Source organism: Streptomyces liliifuscus, from assembly GCF_016598615.1.
Taxonomy (GTDB): Bacteria; Actinomycetota; Actinomycetes; order Streptomycetales; family Streptomycetaceae; genus Streptomyces; species Streptomyces liliifuscus.
This window is the reverse complement of record NZ_CP066831.1, coordinates 6,868,822-6,887,405: the sequence shown is the minus strand read 5'-3', so window position 1 is coordinate 6,887,405 and position 18,584 is coordinate 6,868,822. Positions and strand designations below refer to the sequence as shown.

Below are 18,584 nucleotides of genomic sequence, written 5' to 3'. Positions count from 1 at the left end.
GGCGAGTAGGCAGCAGCGTCCAGAGGAGCACCCGCGTAACGCTCGTCACGCCGCCGCGGCAGCGAAGGCCCCCTTCGCCATCCGGTGCAGCAGCTCGGAGGTACCCGCGCGGCCCGGGAGTGCGCCGGGGCGGCCCAGGTGCGGGGTGGAGTTGAGCAGTCCGAACACCGAGTGCACCGCCGAGCGGGCCGCCGGTTCGGCCAGCCCCGGGTAGACCTCCCGGACCACCTCCACCCACAGCTCGACGTACTGCCGCTGCAGCTGCCGCACCAGCTTGCGGTCACTGTCCCGGAGGCGGTCCAGCTCACGGTCGTGCAGGGTGATCAAGGGGCGGTCGTCCAGCGCGAAGTCGATGTGCCCCTCGATGAGCGAGTCGAGGAGCGCCTCGGGATTCCCGTCGGACTCCGCCAGACGGCGCTTGCCGCCGGTCAGCAGCTGCCCGCTGATCCCCACCAGCAGTTCGGCGAGCATCGCGTCCTTGCCGGGGAAGTGCCGGTACAGGCCGGGGCCGCTGATGCCGACCGCCGCCCCTATCTCGTCGACCCCGACACCGTGGAAGCCGCGCTCGGCGAAGAGCCGCGCGGCCTCCTTGAGGATCTGCTCGCGACGGGTCGGGGCGTCGGTTCTCGTGGCCATGGACGCAATTCTAGACAGGGAGGTTAGCGCTCGTTAACCTGAAGGAAACGCGTTAACGCTCATTAACTTGGTTCATGGACCGGTGACCACCGGGTGAGGGGACCGCAGAATGCACGAGGCACCGGAGCTGACGACCGCGGTGGACCCCGCGGCGGAGGCCTGGCGGGCCAACGAGGAGGCGCACCGCACGCTCGTCGACGAGCTGCGGCGCAAGCTGGCCGCGGCCCGTCTCGGCGGCGGTGAGCGGGCCCGCGCCCGGCACACCGCCCGCGGCAAGCTGCTGCCGCGCGACCGCGTGGACACGCTCCTCGATCCCGGCTCGCCCTTCCTGGAGCTGGCTCCACTGGCGGCCGACGGGCTGTACGAGGGGCAGGCCCCGGCCGCGGGCGTCATCGCCGGGATCGGCCGGGTGAGCGGCCGCGAGTGCGTGGTGATCGCCAACGACGCCACGGTCAAGGGCGGCACGTACTACCCGATGACGGTGAAGAAGCACCTGCGCGCGCAAGAGGTGGCCCTGGAGAACCGCCTCCCCTGTGTGTACCTGGTGGACTCGGGCGGCGCCTTCCTCCCCATGCAGGACGAGGTCTTCCCCGACCGCGAGCACTTCGGGCGGATCTTCTACAACCAGGCCCGGATGTCGGGCGCCGGAATCCCCCAGATCGCGGCCGTCCTCGGCTCGTGCACGGCCGGCGGGGCGTACGTCCCGGCGATGAGCGACGAGGCCGTGATCGTGCGGAACCAGGGCACGATCTTCCTCGGCGGCCCGCCCCTGGTGAAGGCCGCCACCGGCGAGGTCGTCACGGCGGAGGAGCTGGGCGGCGGCGAGGTCCACTCCCGGGTCTCCGGAGTCACGGACCACCTCGCGGAGGACGACGCGCACGCGCTGCGGATCGTACGGACCATCGTCTCCACGCTCCCCGACCGCGGGCCCCTCCCCTGGTCGGTCACCCAGGCCATCGAGCCGAAGGTGGACCCGGCCGGGCTGTACGGCGCGGTGCCGGTGGACTCCCGCACCCCCTATGACGTGCGCGAGGTCATCGCGCGTGTGGTCGACGGCTCGCGCTTCGCCGAGTTCAAGGCGGAGTTCGGGCAGACGCTCGTCACCGGCTTCGCCCGGATCCACGGCCACCCGGTCGGCATCGTCGCCAACAACGGCATCCTGTTCTCCGAGTCCGCCCAGAAGGGCGCCCACTTCATCGAGCTGTGCGACCAGCGCGGCATCCCGCTGGTCTTCCTGCAGAACATCTCGGGCTTCATGGTGGGCCGTCAGTACGAGGCCGGGGGCATCGCCAAGCACGGCGCCAAGATGGTGACCGCGGTGGCCTGCACACGCGTGCCGAAGCTGACGGTCGTGGTCGGCGGGTCGTACGGCGCGGGCAACTACTCGATGTGCGGCCGGGCGTACTCCCCGCGCTTCCTGTGGATGTGGCCGAACGCCAAGATCTCGGTCATGGGCGGCGAGCAGGCCGCGTCGGTCCTCGCGACCGTCAAGCGCGACCAGCTGGAGGGCCGCGGCGAGTCCTGGCCGGCGGAGGCGGAGGAGGAGTTCAAGGCTCCGATCCGCGCCCAGTACGAGCACCAGGGCAACGCCTACTACGCCACGGCCCGGCTCTGGGACGACGGTGTGATCGACCCGATGGAGACCCGCCAGGTGCTGGGACTTGCTCTGACGACCTGCGCGAACGCCCCGCTGGGTGACCCCCAGTTCGGCGTCTTCCGGATGTGAGGGGACGGACGTGAGGGAACGGACGACGATGTTCGACACGGTACTCGTGGCCAACCGGGGCGAGATCGCCGTACGGGTCATCCGTACGCTCCGGTCGCTGGGCGTCCGCTCGGTGGCCGTCTTCTCGGACGCGGACGCCGACGCGCGGCACGTGCGCGAGGCGGACACAGCGGTCCGGATCGGTCCTGCGCCGGCCGCCGAGAGCTATCTGTCGGCGGAACGGCTGCTGGAGGCGGCGGCGAGGACGGGCGCTCAGGCTGTGCACCCCGGGTATGGATTCCTGGCGGAGAACGCCGACTTCGCGCGGGCGTGCGCCGACGCGGGGCTCGTCTTCATCGGGCCTCCCGCCGACGCCATCTCGCTCATGGGCGACAAGATCCGTGCCAAGGAGACGGTGAAGGCGGCGGGGGTTCCGGTGGTGCCGGGGTCCTCGGGCAGTGGGCTGTCCGATGCCGAACTGGCCGAGGCCTCCCGGGAGATCGGGATGCCCGTGCTGCTGAAGCCGTCGGCGGGCGGTGGCGGCAAGGGCATGCGGCTCGTGCGGGACGCCTCCCTGCTGGCGGACGAGATCGCCGCCGCGCGGCGGGAGGCGCGGGCCTCCTTCGGCGACGACACGCTCCTCGTCGAGCGGTGGGTCGACCGCCCGCGGCACATCGAGATCCAGGTGCTCGCGGACGGCCACGGGAACGTCGTACATCTCGGCGAGCGCGAGTGTTCCCTCCAGCGCCGGCACCAGAAGATCATCGAGGAGGCGCCGAGCGTGCTCCTCGACGAGAGGACCCGTGCCGCGATGGGCGAGGCGGCGGTCCAGGCGGCCCGCTCCTGCGGGTACTCCGGCGCGGGCACGGTCGAGTTCATCGTGCCGGGCGTCGACCCGTCCTCGTACTACTTCATGGAGATGAACACGCGTCTCCAGGTCGAGCATCCGGTGACCGAGATGATCACCGGGATCGATCTGGTGGAGTGGCAGCTGCGGGTGGCGGCGGGCGAGCGGCTCGGCTTCGCCCAGGAGGACATCACGCTCACCGGGCATGCCGTCGAGGCCCGGATCTGCGCGGAGGATCCGGCGCGGGGCTTCCTGCCGTCCGGCGGTACGGTCCTGCGGCTGCACGAGCCCCAGGGTGACGGGGTCCGTACGGACTCTGGGCTGTCCGAGGGCACGGAGGTCGGGTCGTTGTACGACCCGATGCTGTCCAAGGTGATCGCGTACGGGCCGGACCGGGCGACCGCGCTGCGGCGGCTTCGGGGGGCGTTGGCGGAGACGGTGACGCTCGGGGTGCAGACGAACGCGGGGTTCCTCCGGAGGTTGCTGGGCCATCCTGCGGTTGTTGCCGGTGAGTTGGACACGGGGTTGGTTGAGCGGGAGGTCGAGGGGCTGGTCTCGACCGGGGTTCCGCCGGAGGTGTATGTGGTGGGTGGGTTGCTGCGACAGGCGGCGCTCTTCCCCGGCCCCACCCCTTCCCGAAGCTGGGGGCTGCGCCCCCAGGCCCCCGCCAATCGGCCTGAACGGCCTCGTCCTCAAACGCCGGACGGGCTGGGTGGGAGCGGGCTGAATGGGTCCGCATGGGTCGATCCGTTCTCCGTGCCCAGTGGGTGGCGACTCGGTGGCGAGCCCGCCTGGACCGTGCACCATCTCCGCGTGCCCGGCCACGATCCCGTGACCGTCCGCGTGCGGGGCACGGCGGAGGGCGCGGAGTTCCGGCTCGACGGCGTTGACGGCGCAGCCGAATCGCTCGGGGGCGCCGAGGGCGTAGCCCGGCACCACAGCGGGCCCGACGGCGCAGCCGAACCGGTCCCCGAGCCTGGTGGCGCAGCCCAATCCTTCCCCGAGCCTGGTGGCGCAGCCGCCATCTCCTGGGGGCCCGGGGGCTTGCCCCCGGTTTCGGGAAGGGGTGGGCCTGGGGAAGAGAACCGCTTTTCTCAGCCCTCCACCGTCACCCTCCACCTCGCCGGCCGGACCCACACCTTCCACCACACCTCCACCTGGCTCGGCCGCGACGGTGACGTCTGGAATCTGCTGGACCACGACCCCGTCGCCGCCTCCCTCACCGGCGCGGCCCACGCAGGCGCGGACTCCCTCACCGCCCCCATGCCCGGCACGGTGACCGTCGTGAAGGTGGCCGTCGGGGACGAAGTGACCGCCGGGCAGAGCCTGTTGGTGGTGGAGGCGATGAAGATGGAGCACGTCATCTCCGCCCCGCACGCCGGCACCGTCACGGAGCTGGACGTCACCCCGGGCACGACGGTCGCCATGGACCAGATCCTGGCCGTGGTAGCGCCGAGCGAGGAAGCGCAGGAGGAGGAGAAGGCATGACCACCCCCGAACTCGGGCTGCCCATGCCCGTACCGGCCGAAGGGCTCCCGGCCCGCGTCCGCATCCACGAGGTCGGCGCCCGCGACGGACTGCAGAACGAGAAGGCCACCGTCCCGACGGAGACCAAGGCGGAGTTCGTACGGCGGCTGGCCGACGCGGGCCTCGGGACCATCGAGGCGACGAGCTTCGTCCACCCGAAGTGGGTGCCCCAACTGGCCGACGCGGAGCAGCTGTTCCCCCTCGTCCGCGACCTGGGGGACCTCTCGGGCACGGCCCTCCCCGTCCTCGTACCGAACGAACGGGGTCTGGACCGGGCGCTGGCTCTCGGCGCGACCCGTATCGCGGTCTTCGCCAGTGCCACGGAGTCCTTCGCCAAGGCCAATCTCAACCGGACCGTGGACGAGGCGCTGGCGATGTTCGAGCCGGTGGTCCGGCGGGCCAAGGACCAGGACGCCCATGTCCGCGGCTATCTGTCGATGTGCTTCGGCGATCCGTGGGAGGGGCCGGTGCCCGTCCCCCAGGTCGTACGGGTCTGCCGGGCCCTCCTCGACATGGGCTGCGACGAGTTGAGCCTGGGCGACACGATCGGCGTGGCGACCCCCGGGCATGTGCGGGCTCTCCTCACCGCGCTCAACCGACAGGGCGTGGCCACGGCTTCCATCGGCGTGCACTTCCACGACACGTACGGCCAGGCGCTCTCCAACACCCTGGCCGCGCTCCAGCACGGCGTCACGACGGTGGACGCGTCCGCGGGCGGCCTTGGCGGCTGCCCGTACGCGAAGAGCGCCACCGGCAACCTCGCCACCGAAGACCTCGTGTGGATGCTGACGGGCCTCGGCATCGACACCGGGGTCGACCTCGACCGTCTCACCGCCACCAGCGTGTGGATGGCCGAACAACTGGGCCGACCCAGCCCGTCCCGCACCGTCCGCGCCCTCTCCCACCAGGAGTGATCCCCATGCCTCTCGACCACCGCCTCTCCCCCGAACTCGACGAACTCCGCCGTACGGTGGCCGACTTCGCGCACGACGTCGTGGCACCGAAGATCGGCGACTTCTACGAGCGCCACGAGTTCCCGTACGAGATCGTCCGCGAGATGGGCCGCATGGGTCTGTTCGGGCTGCCGTTCCCGGAGGAGTACGGGGGCATGGGCGGCGACTACATGGCCCTCGGCATCGTGCTGGAGGAACTGGCCCGCGTGGACTCGTCGGTGGCCATCACCCTGGAGGCGGGTGTCTCCCTCGGCGCGATGCCCATCCACCTCTTCGGGACCGACGAGCAGAAGGCGGAGTGGCTGCCCCGTCTCTGCTCGGGCGAGATCCTCGGGGCCTTCGGACTCACCGAGCCGGACGGCGGCTCGGACGCGGGCGCGACCCGTACGACGGCCCGCCTGGACGAGGCGACGAACGAGTGGGTGATCAACGGCACCAAGTGCTTCATCACCAACTCGGGGACGGACATCACGGGCCTGGTCACGGTGACGGCGGTGACCGGCCGTACTCCGGACGGCAAGCCGCTGATCTCCTCGATCATCGTGCCGTCGGGGACTCCCGGCTTCACGGTCGCGGCTCCGTACTCGAAGGTCGGCTGGAACGCCTCCGACACCCGGGAGCTCTCCTTCGCCGACGTCCGCGTCCCGGCCGCGAACCTGCTCGGGTCCGAGGGCCGCGGCTACGCGCAGTTCCTCCGCATCCTGGACGAGGGCCGCATCGCCATCGCGGCACTCGCGACGGGCCTGGCCCAGGGCTGTGTGGACGAGTCGGTGAAGTACGCGAAGGAGCGCCATGCCTTCGGCCGCCCGATCGGCGCGAACCAGGCGATCCAGTTCAAGATCGCGGACATGGAGATGAAGGCCCACACGGCCCGCCTCGCCTGGCGCGACGCGGCCTCCCGCCTGGTGGCGGGCGAGCCCTTCAAGAAGGAGGCGGCCCTGGCGAAACTCCACTCCTCCACCATCGCCGTCGACAACGCCCGTGACGCCACCCAGATCCACGGCGGCTACGGCTTCATGAACGAGTACCCGGTCGCCCGCATGTGGCGCGACTCCAAGATCCTGGAAATCGGCGAGGGCACTAGCGAGGTCCAGCGGATGCTGATCGCACGGGAGTTGGGGTTGGTGGGCTGAGAGCCGCCGTACCGTCGTCGGTCTGCGCCGACTCGCCCGCAGACCGACGTCCGGTGTTCACGCGTCGCGCGCGCCCTCTCCGTTGGCGTCATGCGCGCGGACGAAGAACCCGGACGTGTCCAACTCGAAGTCGAAGGGCGCGGGCACGTGCAGCGGCTCACCGAAGGGAACGGAGTGCCTGGACCGAAAGCCCTTCGAAGACGGATCCCAGAAGGCTGTGACCTCCTGGACCTGCATGTCGAGCACCAGGTACACGGGCACGACCCGACCGTACGTGTCCAGCTTGTCGAGCCAGTCGGCGTCCTTGGTGGAGTCGGACGTCAGCTCCGCGGCGAGGGACAGAGCGGCACCATCGGCATGGCGGCCATCGACGTCGAAGGCAGTCTCGTCGGCGACGTGCAGATCAGGGCCGAAGCCCCGCTCGGAGCCGGGGAAGGTGAAGAGAAACGGCGCTACGTCGACGTCGTGACCCTCCGGGGTATGGGGTTGCAACTGCAGCCGCAGTGACTTCATCACCTTCTTGTAGCGCAGCTTCGACCACGGCGACACGATGATCTTCCCCCGGATGAGTTCGGCCTTGTAGCCGTCAGGTGTGTCCAGCTCCTCGACGATTCGGAGCATGTCTTCAAAGGCTCCGGCCGGAGAGGCGTCTATGGCCGTCGGGCGCTCGGTCATGGTGGTCACCACGGTCCTCCGCTGGTTACAGAGCGTGTCGCGCTTCCACGATAGCGCGGGGCCATCCTGGCCGCCCGCCGCATGATCACCGGCCGCTCGGCCGTCACGCGGCGGCTCGGGCACGATCGTCCGCCGACACCCCCAGCTCGCACCACAGAAGCTTCCCGCTCGTCCCGAGGAGATCGTCTCCGAGTGGATACCCGCCCCACGCGTCCGCGAAGTGGCATACAAGGTACAGTCCACGCCCACCATCGGCCTCCACCGGCACAGGCGCAGGACGCAGCGGTCCTGAGCACTTGTCGAACGGGGGCGGGATGTGAGGGTTGGCATCCCAGACACTCACTCGCAGCCGACTACCACCCAGGCCACGAAGGCGGAGGGCGGCGGGGCCGATGGAGTGGCGGTAGGCGTTGGTGACGAGTTCGGAGGCCAACAGCTCAGCGACGTCAACGAGTTGCGCCAGTCCGTGCCCGGCGAGCACGGCCCGGAGGGTGATGCGGGCGATACGGGCGGCGCGGGGATCGCGGGGCAGCTGGAGGGCGTACGCCCAAGTCGGGTCCGCTTCACCCTCCAGCAGGGACGGCGGGGATACGGTGACCATGAAAGCCTCCTGCGGTGGGGGGACTTGCTTCATTCGACTTGCTCGACGCCTCGACCGGGCGGTGACGGTGGCGGTGCCACGTACAGGCACGTACGTGGTGCGCTTCCGGGCCTATCGGCGGGGGTGGCTGGGCGGTTCGGGTCTCACCGTAGACTTCAATCCCTGAAGGTTTTGCATGCATCTGCAAAACCTTCAGGGAATTGCCCTGTGTGGGTGACCGCCACGTCAGATGTACGAAACGGAGCGAGGGCATGGCACCACGGAGCACCCCCACGGCTCGCCGTCTCCGCATCGGCACCGAACTGCGCCGACTGCGCGAGCGGGCGGGCATGACCGCAGTGCAGGCCGCCCACTCGCTGGGTACTACGCAAGCCCAGATCAGCAACATCGAGGCCAACCGCTTCGGCGTGAGCGGGGAACGCGTACGCACACTCGCCCACATCTACGGCTGCGCGGACCAACCGCTGGTCGACGCCCTCGCGGACATGGCAACGAACCGCACGCGCGGCTGGTGGGAGGAGTACCGCGACACACTGCCGTCCCCCCTCCTGGACTTGGCCGAAATGGAGCACCACGCCACCGCACTACGCGTTGCCCAGGTCATCAACATTCCCGGACTGCTCCAGACGCCCGATCACGCCCGCGCGCTCTTCCGCGAAGTAGTCCCGGCCTTGCGACCCCACGAAATCGAGCACTACATCTCCCACCGCATCAAACGCCAGGCCGTCCTGTTTCGCGACAACCCGGTGCCGTACATCGCGGTCATCCACGAAGCGGCCCTGCGCATGCAGTTCGGCGGCCGGGAGGTGGCCCAAGCCCAACTCCGGCATCTCGTCGAAGTCGGCGAACAACCGAACATCAGCCTGCGCGTCATCCCCTTCGGCGGCACGTCGTTCCCAACCGCCGGCCACGGCCTCGACTACGCCAGCGGACCGGTGACCGCCCTCGACACCGCCCAGCTGGACACCAGCCACGGCAGCGAACTGATTGACGCGGCAGGGAAGTTGGAGACGTACCGGCTCATCCTGGACCGCATGGAGCAGGCCACCCTGAAGCCCGCCGCCTCCCACGACCTCATCGAAACCATCGCCAAGAGCATCTGACGAGGAACCCCGTGACCGATCTCCACTGGCAGAAGTCCACATACAGCGAGACAGCGTCCTCCTGCGTTTATCTCGCCGCCCCGTCCGCCGGAACGATCCTCCTCAGAGAAGGCGACGAACCGGAGACCATGCTCATAACAGGCCCACTCCAGCTTGCCGCCCTGATATCCACCCTGCACACACCACACAGGTCACCGCGGGCATAGACCGAGGGCGAGCATCCAGAGCGGCCAACTCCTCACGGGCGCCTTCTCCACCCGGGGCGCCGGCAACGGCGCGACCAGCACTCACTTACGTTGCGCTTCACGCAGACGCTCAACCTGCTTGTCGATCAGATCCTCAGGGAAGGAGGAACTGCCCCCGATATTCAGCGCCTGGAAAGTCACGATCACATTTCCGGACCGAACCAGAGTGAACTGCTCGTCACGGTCCCCCAAGTCTCTGAAGGGGGCTATTTCCCGGAAGCGCACGGCCTCGTCTCCTACATCCGGATCCTTCTCCATCTTGACTGCTAGCTTGAATTTTCCTGCATACCCTTCACCCGAGTAGGAGCGACACGCACCGAGCGCCTGTTCAAGTTCAGCGAAGACTTTACGTGCCTCACCATCCTTGTACGCAGCGATGGTCGAGTAGGCCGGATAGATATCTCCTTCCCAGTTGAATACCTGAGAAACAACGGTGGAAGCATTTTCACCGTGCCGTATGTCGCGCATCGCTTCACAGGAAGGGTTGGAAACCGGCGGGAATGAAGGTTCACCGTCCTCGGTGGCGAGTTCTTGCAAGGCAATTCCGCCCTCGCGAACCTGCGGAACCTCACGCTCCTTGAAGGTGAGCGCCTTCAACTGCGCTTTTGTGAGCGGCTCCAGAGAATCATCGGCAGACGCGGTCGACTTCCCAGACCCGCCCACTTGCCGTGCATCGATACTCGAGGAACACGCGACGGTAGCTAGTGTCCCAGCTGCCAAGATAAGCATGACCGGGATGAACCGTGGCACGCGCGCATGCATGAACTCTCCGAGGGTTATTCGAATGGAAGATAGATATCAAAGGCAAGGAAAGGAACCTTCAGATCCGACTAATCAAAACTACTCTGTCCCTCGGAGCGGGCCAAACTTCGAGGGGGAATGGTGATCACCAAGATCCTCGTGCCAGGAGCATCGTCGCGCCAGAACATAGCTTTCTCCCCCGTTAAGGAGGTACAGCACCCCGGGGAGCTCTGCCGCCAGTTGGTCACCCAAAATTTGCCCCCTCTCCACACTGGTTGCCTCACTGATTTCCAGGCGAGCACAGTAGGGCTGCAGGTGCATCAGCTCAACAGCCGTAAAGAGAACATCGATCCGCGTCTCAAAGCCTTCCACGTTCACGCTACGCAGGAGCAGCATGGAGTGGCTGACGGAGTACTGCCAAACCTGGAACTCGCGTTCCCACTCTGCGATCTTCGACATGTCACCCTCCGGTAAGAAAACCAGGCTTCGGAACCTGCACTACAGACCCACCTCGATAGAATGTGACGCTATCCCATGAGCGATCCCCAACTCGTACGGCCTTCCCCACGTGGTACATCTCCCGTTCCGTCGCAAACCACTTACTCCCACTATCGTTGCGACAAGCGCTTGAGAACTGCTCGCCGGGATCAGCTCCACGGAACCCGTCGAGTGATACATGAAGCCTGACGTTCGGGTTATGGGCGACCGCACGAACCTCGGCCTCCCAAATATCGCTATCCAGATAGCGGGTGCACCCCTTGCCTTCGGCAAATCCTCTCAGGCCATTCTTACGAATCCCCAATGCCACGTCCGTCGGACATCCACCAGAATTATGAACTAGGACCGGCGTGTCCCCGGCCAGCACATAGTACGTTTGCACGTCGCTGACAGAGAGGCGTGTGCCCTCTGGCGCTTGTCGAAGGCGCGGATATCTGTGAGTTTGACCGGCTCGCCTCCGCGGTGTGCAACCACACGCCAGGCCTGAGATCACCAGCCTCGATCCACGCCTCCTCAGAGTCCAATCAGAAGGGATGGGTCATGGACCGATCTCCGCGTTGCTCACAACGATGCCCCGCCGGAAATATCTGGCGAGGCATCGCCCGCTGCCACCCGATCCGCTCACGATCGAAAAGGCTCAGTACACCTGCGCCACGGACACCGTAATGGCTTTCGCCACGACCTCGACGGGCATAGGCCCATCGATGGTCAGCCACGCGACACCGGGGAAACCGGACGGCCTGGCACCCAAGCCGGAAAGACCACCGGGCCAGGAAGGCTCACTTCCGGAAACGTACTCCAAACGGATCTCGTCGATGAAAGCTGAATCCATTTCGAGAAAATTCCCGATGACCGCGCTCACGACTCCCGTGAGCGAGATCACGACGTCCGGAGCAGTGGGACCGACCCGCAAGAAAATGTCCACGCCGCTATTGGCGCGTCCTGTGTCCAGCGAGACTCGCTCCAGAAAGTAGCCGTCAAGCCCGTTCAGAAAATCGGCCGCCCGCTGACACACCTCTGCGAAGTCCTTACTTACAGCCACCAAGATTTTCTCCGTGATCGTGCGAACTCGTCTTGTTTCCGCTTTGATCCCAGCGCTGCGCATAGTTCTTCGCATTGGGCCCGGGATCCACCACCGATGTACGGGTCACCCGGCCGTCACCCAGACGAATGGTCAGCTTGCTGCCGTCGCCGCCTCGGTACGTCGCATACTTCTCCGAAATCGCCTGTAGGTCGAATCCGCGAGACGTCAGAACGCTGTCAGCTTCCGTCTGCGTCAATCCCGAAAGGTCCGGTATTCGGGTAATATCTGGCACGCCACCATCGTTGTGCACCAGGGCAGACGTCCCTCCCGCCACGACATAGTACGTGTGCAGTTCGTCAACGGTCAGGTTGTGCACACGGGCGATCTGGGTCCAGCGCTGGATGGCCTCGATCTGGACCAGGGTGCCCGCGGAGGTCCGGAGCCACTGTCCAGGCTTGAGGTCGCCGGCGCTCACCCATTGACGCAGGTCAGGGACCCAGAAGGGGTGGTTGTCAGTGGCGGTAACCGTCTTACGACCGCCCCGTTCATCTTCAACAGCGATCTTTACAAGGTTCTTGACGCCTTCGCTCAACAGCTCAGCGGTCACCTCTTGCGGCGCCGTCTCCCCCGTCTCGGGATCCGTCGCCAAGACTTCGTCACCGACCCGCAAGTCCTCGATGGCCTTGGTACTGCCGTCGGCCATGAGCACCTGAGTGCCGGGAAGGAAGCTTCTCCTCACGCAAGCCATTGCCGCGGCGGCTGCATTGTCGCCGCTCTTGACGAGCTTCGCCGCCTTGGCAAGTTTGCCCACCGGCAGCAGTCCCACTGCCGTCCATACGCAGCCGCTGACACTTCCCTTGGCGCAGTCGATGGCGTCACGTACGCCGATGAACTCCAGGAAGTCCTGCGTCGGGCTGACCCACCCCAAGGCATTGGCCGCTTTGCAAGTTAGGCCTGCCGGATCTGCGAGGCACTTACCGTCGGACCACTTCATAAGGAGCTGGGTATACGTCTGGTTCTTCCACGGGTCGTACCCAAGATTTCGGAGCTCCTCCTCCGAGGGAATAACCACTCCGGGAACGATCTCAGGCCGCTTACCCGAACCGCCGCTGCCGCCACTGCCACTGTTGCTGGCTTTGTTGCCCCCCGTGCCACCACCGTGGCTGATCTCGTACTGGACGTTCCCGTCGTGGTCGTAACACGCGTTGTGCGTGCATCCGGGGCCGTTGCCCTTCTCAGGAGCCCAGACTGAGTCGGAGTTGTCCACACTGCAGCCGTCGCAGTACAGACCGCTCGGGTCCGACTGAGTGATAGGGCTGTTGTTCGCGTAGCTGTAACCGTTGAGGGACCAGGCGTTGTTGCCGTCGAGGACGGGGTCGACGCTGATGAACTGGCCGATGGCAGGGTCGTATTCGCGAGCCCCGACATGGGTCAGGCCCGTCGTCTTGTCAGCGGGCTTTCCTAGGAAGGCCTTGTCGTCCGGCCAGGTGGTGGGCTCGTCTCCGCGTGGATCTCCGAACGGTGTGAGATAGCGGCGGGTGGCCGTCTGGGTCGCGTCCGCCTTGACGCTCAGGCTCATGGTTCCGTGGTGGTCACCCGCTTGGAAGGTGAGTTCGTTCTTGCCCCCACCGACGGTTCGTACGGCGCCTCCGGCGTAGTACCGGGTGCCCGAGAGCGCCTTGGTCTTGCCGCCGCCCGAGACCGAGAGCTTCACCTCGGTGGCTCCGAGGTACAGGACCGTCTCGCCGTCGGTGGTGGCGGCGCGGCGGATGAGGAGCTCTCCGTCCGCGTCGTAGACGTACTTGGTGCCGGTGGCCGGCTGGGAGTCGGCCGCGGGCTCGCTGGTTTCGGCGAGTCGGCCTTCGCTGTTCCAGGCCAGAGTCTGCGTCGACTTGGTGCCCGGCCTGCTGGTGGTGTTGCCCGTGGCGTCGTACTTGTAGTTGTGCGTGGTCGGAGTCGAGCTTCCCGGGACCTTCGTTTCAGTTTTCGTCAGAGGGTGCGGCTGCCCAGTGGTGGTGCCGTGAGTGGAGGTGATCTCAGTGTCACCGGAAAGGCCGTGCTGGGTCTCGGTCTTGCGCTGGCCCGCGTTGTCGTACGTGTAGCTGGACCAATAGGGCGCTGCGCCCCCCAAGTTGGAAGTGCTGCGGCCTGAACTCGCGCAGTCCGCGGTATTCGGGGTCCAGGCCTCCGTGAGGCGGCGGTGCCCGTCGTAGGCGAAGCACTGGTGATCCGCCTGTGAGGTGCCCTGCCAGGTGGCGGTGTCGGACACTCCGGTGACGTTGCCCACGGCGTCGTAGGAGTACTTGAGGTCCTGCAGCATGTAAGTGTGGGTGTCTGTGGTGACGTCCGACTCCATCAGGCGGCGGGTGCCGTCCTCGTACTCGTTGGCGACATAGACCTTCTTGCCCGCCGAGTCGGTGCCCAGGGTCTGCTGCTGCAGCAGACCGACGTTCGTGTACGTGGTGTCCAGCAGATAGCCGGTCGCGCCCTTGGCCGTGTTGGGCATGCCCAGGGTGTTGTACGTGTAGTCGATCTGCTCGTAGGCCTGCGTGCCTGTGGCGGGCATGCCCGCCACTACGGGCTCGCGGGTGTACTGCACGGTGCCGTCGACGTTGTACGCGGTTTCGAACTTCAGGGTCTGCGGAACTCCCGCCGCGACGAGCGGCTCGTCGGCTGACGCAGGCAGTTGCAGTTCGGAGGAGAGGGGCTGGTAGAGGCTGTTATAGCCGGTGACCTTCTGTGTGTAGGTCTTGCCGCCGACGTAGCGGGTGGCGTCGGCCGGGTAGCCCTTGCCGAACGTGACCGTGTCGAAGGTCCAGTTGGCGAGTTTGTTGGCGTCGGTCTTCTCGGTCTGCCAGAGGTCCGTCTTGCGGCCGAGTTCGTCGTAGCCGTGAATCAGCTTTCGCTGTTCGGCATCCGTGCTGGTGTCGAGCAGGTCAAGGCTGGTGTACGTGGATGTCGTGGTGCCGCTGTCCGGGTCGGTGGCGGTCGTTCGGCGGCCCTTGAGGTCGTAGCCGTAGGACCACTGCTTCTCGTCCGGCCCGGTAATGGTCTTCGTCTGGCCGCCGGCGGCATAAGTGAACCTGGTGGTGGCCGGCGTGCCGGTCGCGGTGGGGTTGGGGTACTCGCGCCGCTCGGTGACCTGCCCGAGCAGATTGCTCGTCACGGTCACGGCGTTACCGCCGGCCGGTGCGGTGGTGGTGAGGGAGTCCCCGGTGTAACTACTGCTGGTGGTCCAGCGCGTGGTGTTGTAGGTCTTGGTCACGACCTGGGTCGACCGACCGGTGCCGTCATAGCTCGTGTCGGTGTGCAGCGGGGCGGACCCACCCGCCGTGCCGACCAACTCGCCTGACGGGGCGGTGGTGTCCCAGAGGTCTGCGTTGGTCTCGACCGCCAGACCGCGGTCGTCGTAGATGGTCTCGTTGACGACCCTGCCGCCTCGCGGGGAGGGCGCCTGCGTCTGGCGCGGTCGCTGAAGCGCGTCGAAGATCTCGTAGCTGGTGTTGTACTGGGTCTTGCCGAGTGCCGACGTCGAGAGCCACGAAGGGGCAGTGCTAGAGATGCTGTAGCCGAACTTGTAGTTGCCGCCCTGGCTCAGGGCGCGTGACCGGTTCGGCAGCCACACCTCGGTCATCCTGCCGAGGCTGTCATAGCTCTGCTCGGTGATTCTGTTGTTGGGGTCGGTGGTCTTCACCGGGAGGCCTCGGCTGGCGTCCATCACCGTGACGGCCTTGTGCTGCTTGGCGTTGACGACCTCGAGCTGGGTCAGCGGACCGGCAGCCGCGGGGGTGTAGGTGGTCCGGGTGCTGGTCCCGATGTTGTTCGAAACCACGGTCGCTCGGCCGAGGGTGTCGTAGTCGGTCGCAGTCACCTTCTGCCAGATCGGATTGTCCGAGGCGTCATAACCGTTGACGCGGCCGATCCACCGCACCTGCCCCTTGGTGGGCTCCTGCGTGGCCGACCACGTAGTGGTGTCGTACGCGGTGGCGGTGTCGGCGATGACATCGCCGGGACGGGAATCGTCAGCGGGAAGGTCGAGCAGGCCTGTGGCCACGCTGCACGCCTTGGCGACCATCTGCTCACGGGAGACCAGCGCGGTCAGCCCTGCCGTGCTGTTGCGGGCGTACCAGGTTCGCGTGCAGACCTCGTCGCCGGATGCCTCCGTGCCGGAGTCCTCCACAGTGAGGGGCATGCCGTAGTCGTCGAAGGTCGTCCGAGTGGTGCGCGTCCTGTCCGTGGCGGTGACGCCCGAGGTCACCCGGGTGCGGGCATGGCCGGCCTCGGTACGGACGTAGTAGGCCTCGGTGTCGGCGTACGACTTGTGCTGCGTGGCGGTCTTCTTCGACCAGGGGTCGTTGACCTTCCCGGAGACCTCCTCGCCGCCGTCGTAGGTGACCTGCTCCCGGGTGACACCTGCATAGCGATCCAGGTCGGTGATCTTCGGGGCTTTGATCCCCGTGACCTCCACCGTGCGGGTGGAGCCGTCCTTCTGCTTGTCGCCGTGCATGCCGCGCAGGAAGACGGTGGTGTCCTTGGACTTCGGCCCGGTGTCGTCACCAATCGTGCGCGTGACCTTCTCGAAGCCGCGCCAGACGGACCAGGTGCGCTCCTTTTCCACTGTCATGGGATCGTCGTTGTAGTGCCACGCACCGCCACCGGAGTAGTCGTAGTGGTGGTTGACGGCCAGGGTGCCGCCGTAGACGGAGCCGAGGCGCACATCCGAGACGGGGTACTTCTGGAACCAGTCGAGCTGGGGGACGGAGCCACCGTTGGGCGACCAGTACACCGGGTAACAGCGCTTGGTGTTCTTGTCCTCCGCCGGTTTGGTCATACCGGCGGTGCACTCGGCGGGCAGAAAGTTGACAGTGGTCAGCTGGCCGGTTTCGGAGACGATGCTGGACAGGCGCGGCTTGCCCAGCGGCAGGATGTTGTCGGCCGTGCCGTCCACGCGGTTCTTGAACATCTGGTGGCCGAACTTGACGGCGGGCAGCGCGATGTCGGTGCCGTAGGTTCCGGTGCGCTGAATCTCGTCCAGCCACAGCGACTGGTCCGACGAGTCGCCGACCTCGCCCGGATCCAGATATTGATGCTTGAGCTTCCAGGAGTCGACCTGGTCGAAGGCCGGGGTGGTCAGCTTCGTGTTCCAGAAGTACGTTTCGACTCCGGTCAACCGCTTGCGAGTGAAGAACGTGGGGCTGCCCAGCCCGGTGCAGGCGTCCCCTTCCTTGCAGATCGCGTCGTAGGGCACGTCGGGCCAGTTGGTGCGGTGCGCCTCGTCCAAGCTGTCGCAGCCCGAAGACGCCGCCAGGCAGCGTTCCGCGACCGGGAACGTGACCTTGTGCGAGGCGGCCGGGGTGGCGCTGAACAGTGCTTCGGCGCGCTGGCCGTATCGGATCTCCTTCAGGTAGCCGCCACGGACGTACTCCGTGCCTGGGGAATCGACACCGTTCTTGGCGTAGAAGTTCTTCTCCGTGGCGTACCAGTAGGTCATCGCATTGCCATAGGTGTCCTCGACCAAGTCGAGGTTCCAGCGCCAGGCTTGGATGTCCCATCGTCCGGCGAAGCTGGTGCCGCCGTCGTATCCCGGCTCGTCTTCGTCGTCGCCGAATACTGGTGCGGTCCACACGGAGTTGGTCCGCTCGCCGCTCGGTGCGCCGGGCAGTTTGTGCAGGCCGAAGGTGTACTGGGTGCCGTCACCCGTCGTCACACGCCAGTACTCGCCGCTGCTGTCGCCGTTGCCGAGTGCCGTGTCGGTCAGGTGCTCGACCTTGGACGCGTCGTCGTTCTTCAGCCGCCACTCACCGCTGGTGTCGTCCTTGACCAGTTCAGAGGCCCTGCCGTTGAGCACCAGTGAGGCGTTGGTGTATTTCCAGCACAGGTCGAACTTGTCGGTCTGGCCGTCGTCTTCGCACGAGTGGTACTTGCGCTCGATGTAGGAGGAGGTGAGGTCAAAGCCCTCTCCAACGAGGGAGCCCTGGTTGTTGGTGTTGGCGGTCCGGCCGTCCACGCTGCTGGAGTCGTAGGAGAGTGCCAGATCCGGGCCGGGGCCGGCAGCCGGAGCAGGCACGCCGAACGGGTAACTCCAGCTGAACGAGCCGGACGAACCACCGGCTTCCCAGGTGGAGGAGGCCGACAGCGGGGTGGCCTTGTAGCTGCCCAGCCCTGAGGAGGCGCCTGCGGTGACGGCAAGCACCGTCGCCTGGCGCGGAGCAACTGTGCTGTGAGCCGGGGGCCGATCGCCGTTCGAAGCCGACGGCTGAGGCAGCGTGATGTCTCCTGCTACCGCGGCGGCCTGACGGTCATTGGAGGAGACGAGCTCCGTTTGGACGCGGCAGACACGCTTGTCGGGTGTGGTCAAGGCACACGCAGGCAGTTGTACGAGGCGGAGCCGGCCGCCGAAGTCTCCGCCCGCGGCGGCGAACTTGCGGTAGTCCACCGTCAGGCGAGCAGCGCCCTTGTGCTTGCCCTGGGCGGTGAGCAGCACTCCGTCGACACCGGCCGCTCGAGCCTTCTTGCGGTTGAGGACCGTGAGGGTCACCGCGTCGGCTGCCTTTGTGCGACCAGACTTGGGAGCGGCGATGGCGACGGGCAGCGATCCGGCTGTGACGCGCCTGGTACCAGTGGCCGGTACGTCGATGGTGACCGTGCCCGGCTTGGGCCATACAGGCTTCATCCGCTGTTCGTTGCGTGCGCGCGAGGCCGCAGCCTTGTCGGCGGCCTCCGCCTTCTTCAGCGCCGCGGCGCTCTTCTTGTCCGGCTTGGCAGTGAAAGGGCGTAGGTCGGCTTCGCGGGGGGCAGGCAGATCCAGTCGGCCGAGGCCCTTGTCCTGAGCCTCGGCCTGGTACTCGATGGGAGCCAGCAGACCCGGCAACATGGCCAACGACAGAACCGCGGCC

At 66.8% G+C, this 18,584-nt stretch carries 13 protein-coding genes; 6 read left to right on the top strand and 7 right to left on the bottom strand.

The features are described from left to right. Positions 1-45 precede the first annotated feature (45 nt). Positions 46-636, bottom strand: a complete 591-nt coding sequence (locus JEQ17_RS29750; protein WP_200398016.1) for an SACE_7040 family transcriptional regulator — start codon at positions 634-636, stop codon at positions 46-48. Between the two features lie 109 nt (positions 637-745). Between JEQ17_RS29750 and JEQ17_RS29745 the strand changes: the two genes are divergently transcribed. The 4 genes from JEQ17_RS29745 to JEQ17_RS29730 are packed head-to-tail and all read left to right on the top strand — an operon-like array spanning position 746 to position 6,801. Beyond that, positions 746-2,362: a carboxyl transferase domain-containing protein gene (locus JEQ17_RS29745; RefSeq protein ID WP_200398015.1), complete on the top strand. Its 1,617-nt coding sequence runs from the start codon at positions 746-748 to the stop codon at positions 2,360-2,362. A gap of 28 nt (positions 2,363-2,390) precedes the next feature. Beyond that, positions 2,391-4,676 (top strand): acetyl/propionyl/methylcrotonyl-CoA carboxylase subunit alpha, encoded by a 2,286-nt coding sequence (locus JEQ17_RS29740; RefSeq protein ID WP_200401792.1) that lies wholly within the window; start codon positions 2,391-2,393, stop codon positions 4,674-4,676. Further along, positions 4,673-5,629: a hydroxymethylglutaryl-CoA lyase gene (locus JEQ17_RS29735; RefSeq protein ID WP_200398014.1), complete on the top strand. Its 957-nt coding sequence runs from the start codon at positions 4,673-4,675 to the stop codon at positions 5,627-5,629. The genes JEQ17_RS29740 and JEQ17_RS29735 overlap by 4 nt, the downstream gene beginning before the upstream one ends. Before the next feature lie 5 nt (positions 5,630-5,634). Continuing rightward, positions 5,635-6,801 (top strand): acyl-CoA dehydrogenase family protein, encoded by a 1,167-nt coding sequence (locus tag JEQ17_RS29730; RefSeq protein WP_200398013.1) that lies wholly within the window; start codon positions 5,635-5,637, stop codon positions 6,799-6,801. A 57-nt stretch (positions 6,802-6,858) separates the two neighbouring features. Here the strand turns inward: JEQ17_RS29730 and JEQ17_RS29725 are convergent, their stop codons facing one another. Together JEQ17_RS29725 and JEQ17_RS29720 are read right to left on the bottom strand one after the other, a co-directional pair. Then, a complete protein-coding gene (locus tag JEQ17_RS29725; RefSeq protein WP_325176338.1) occupies positions 6,859-7,476 on the bottom strand; it encodes a Uma2 family endonuclease in 618 nt (205 codons plus the stop codon). A 103-nt stretch (positions 7,477-7,579) separates the two neighbouring features. Continuing rightward, positions 7,580-8,077, bottom strand: a complete 498-nt coding sequence (locus JEQ17_RS29720) for an ATP-binding protein (protein WP_200398011.1) — start codon at positions 8,075-8,077, stop codon at positions 7,580-7,582. Positions 8,078-8,328: 251 nt separating this feature from the next. On the opposite strand from JEQ17_RS29720, the gene JEQ17_RS29715 reads away from it, so the two are divergent. Together JEQ17_RS29715 and JEQ17_RS29710 are read left to right on the top strand one after the other, a co-directional pair. Then, on the top strand, positions 8,329-9,180 hold the full coding sequence (locus tag JEQ17_RS29715) for a Scr1 family TA system antitoxin-like transcriptional regulator (RefSeq protein WP_200398010.1): 852 nt from the start codon (positions 8,329-8,331) through the stop codon (positions 9,178-9,180). A gap of 11 nt (positions 9,181-9,191) precedes the next feature. After that, entirely contained in the window at positions 9,192-9,386 is a 195-nt protein-coding gene (locus tag JEQ17_RS29710) for a DUF397 domain-containing protein (protein ID WP_200398009.1), read from the top strand. 81 nt (positions 9,387-9,467) lie between these two features. On the opposite strand, the gene JEQ17_RS29705 is transcribed toward JEQ17_RS29710, so the two are convergent. The 4 genes from JEQ17_RS29705 to JEQ17_RS29685 all read right to left on the bottom strand — a co-directional run bounded on the left by JEQ17_RS29705 (position 9,468) and on the right by JEQ17_RS29685 (position 18,562). Next, positions 9,468-10,022: a hypothetical protein gene (locus JEQ17_RS29705; protein WP_200398008.1), complete on the bottom strand. Its 555-nt coding sequence runs from the start codon at positions 10,020-10,022 to the stop codon at positions 9,468-9,470. A gap of 243 nt (positions 10,023-10,265) precedes the next feature. Further along, positions 10,266-10,625: a hypothetical protein gene (locus tag JEQ17_RS29700; protein ID WP_200398007.1), complete on the bottom strand. Its 360-nt coding sequence runs from the start codon at positions 10,623-10,625 to the stop codon at positions 10,266-10,268. Positions 10,626-11,301: 676 nt separating this feature from the next. Then, positions 11,302-11,706, bottom strand: coding sequence for a hypothetical protein (locus JEQ17_RS29690; protein ID WP_200398006.1), 405 nt, complete (start codon positions 11,704-11,706; stop codon positions 11,302-11,304). Then, positions 11,693-18,562, bottom strand: a complete 6,870-nt coding sequence (locus tag JEQ17_RS29685) for a polymorphic toxin-type HINT domain-containing protein (protein WP_234048793.1) — start codon at positions 18,560-18,562, stop codon at positions 11,693-11,695. Before JEQ17_RS29685 ends, JEQ17_RS29690 begins: the two co-directional genes overlap by 14 nt. Positions 18,563-18,584 lie beyond the last annotated feature (22 nt).

Coding starts and splice junctions, on each gene's coding strand:
- JEQ17_RS29750 (WP_200398016.1), bottom strand. CDS start 636: ATGGCCACGAGAACCGACGCCCCGACCCGTCGCGAGCAGATCCTCAAG.
- JEQ17_RS29745 (WP_200398015.1), top strand. CDS start 746: ATGCACGAGGCACCGGAGCTGACGACCGCGGTGGACCCCGCGGCGGAG.
- JEQ17_RS29720 (WP_200398011.1), bottom strand. CDS start 8,077: ATGGTCACCGTATCCCCGCCGTCCCTGCTGGAGGGTGAAGCGGACCCG.
- JEQ17_RS29725 (WP_325176338.1), bottom strand. CDS start 7,476: ATGACCGAGCGCCCGACGGCCATAGACGCCTCTCCGGCCGGAGCCTTT.
- JEQ17_RS29700 (WP_200398007.1), bottom strand. CDS start 10,625: ATGTCGAAGATCGCAGAGTGGGAACGCGAGTTCCAGGTTTGGCAGTAC.
- JEQ17_RS29740 (WP_200401792.1), top strand. CDS start 2,391: ATGTTCGACACGGTACTCGTGGCCAACCGGGGCGAGATCGCCGTACGG.
- JEQ17_RS29685 (WP_234048793.1), bottom strand. CDS start 18,562: ATGTTGCCGGGTCTGCTGGCTCCCATCGAGTACCAGGCCGAGGCTCAG.
- JEQ17_RS29735 (WP_200398014.1), top strand. CDS start 4,673: ATGACCACCCCCGAACTCGGGCTGCCCATGCCCGTACCGGCCGAAGGG.
- JEQ17_RS29715 (WP_200398010.1), top strand. CDS start 8,329: ATGGCACCACGGAGCACCCCCACGGCTCGCCGTCTCCGCATCGGCACC.
- JEQ17_RS29730 (WP_200398013.1), top strand. CDS start 5,635: ATGCCTCTCGACCACCGCCTCTCCCCCGAACTCGACGAACTCCGCCGT.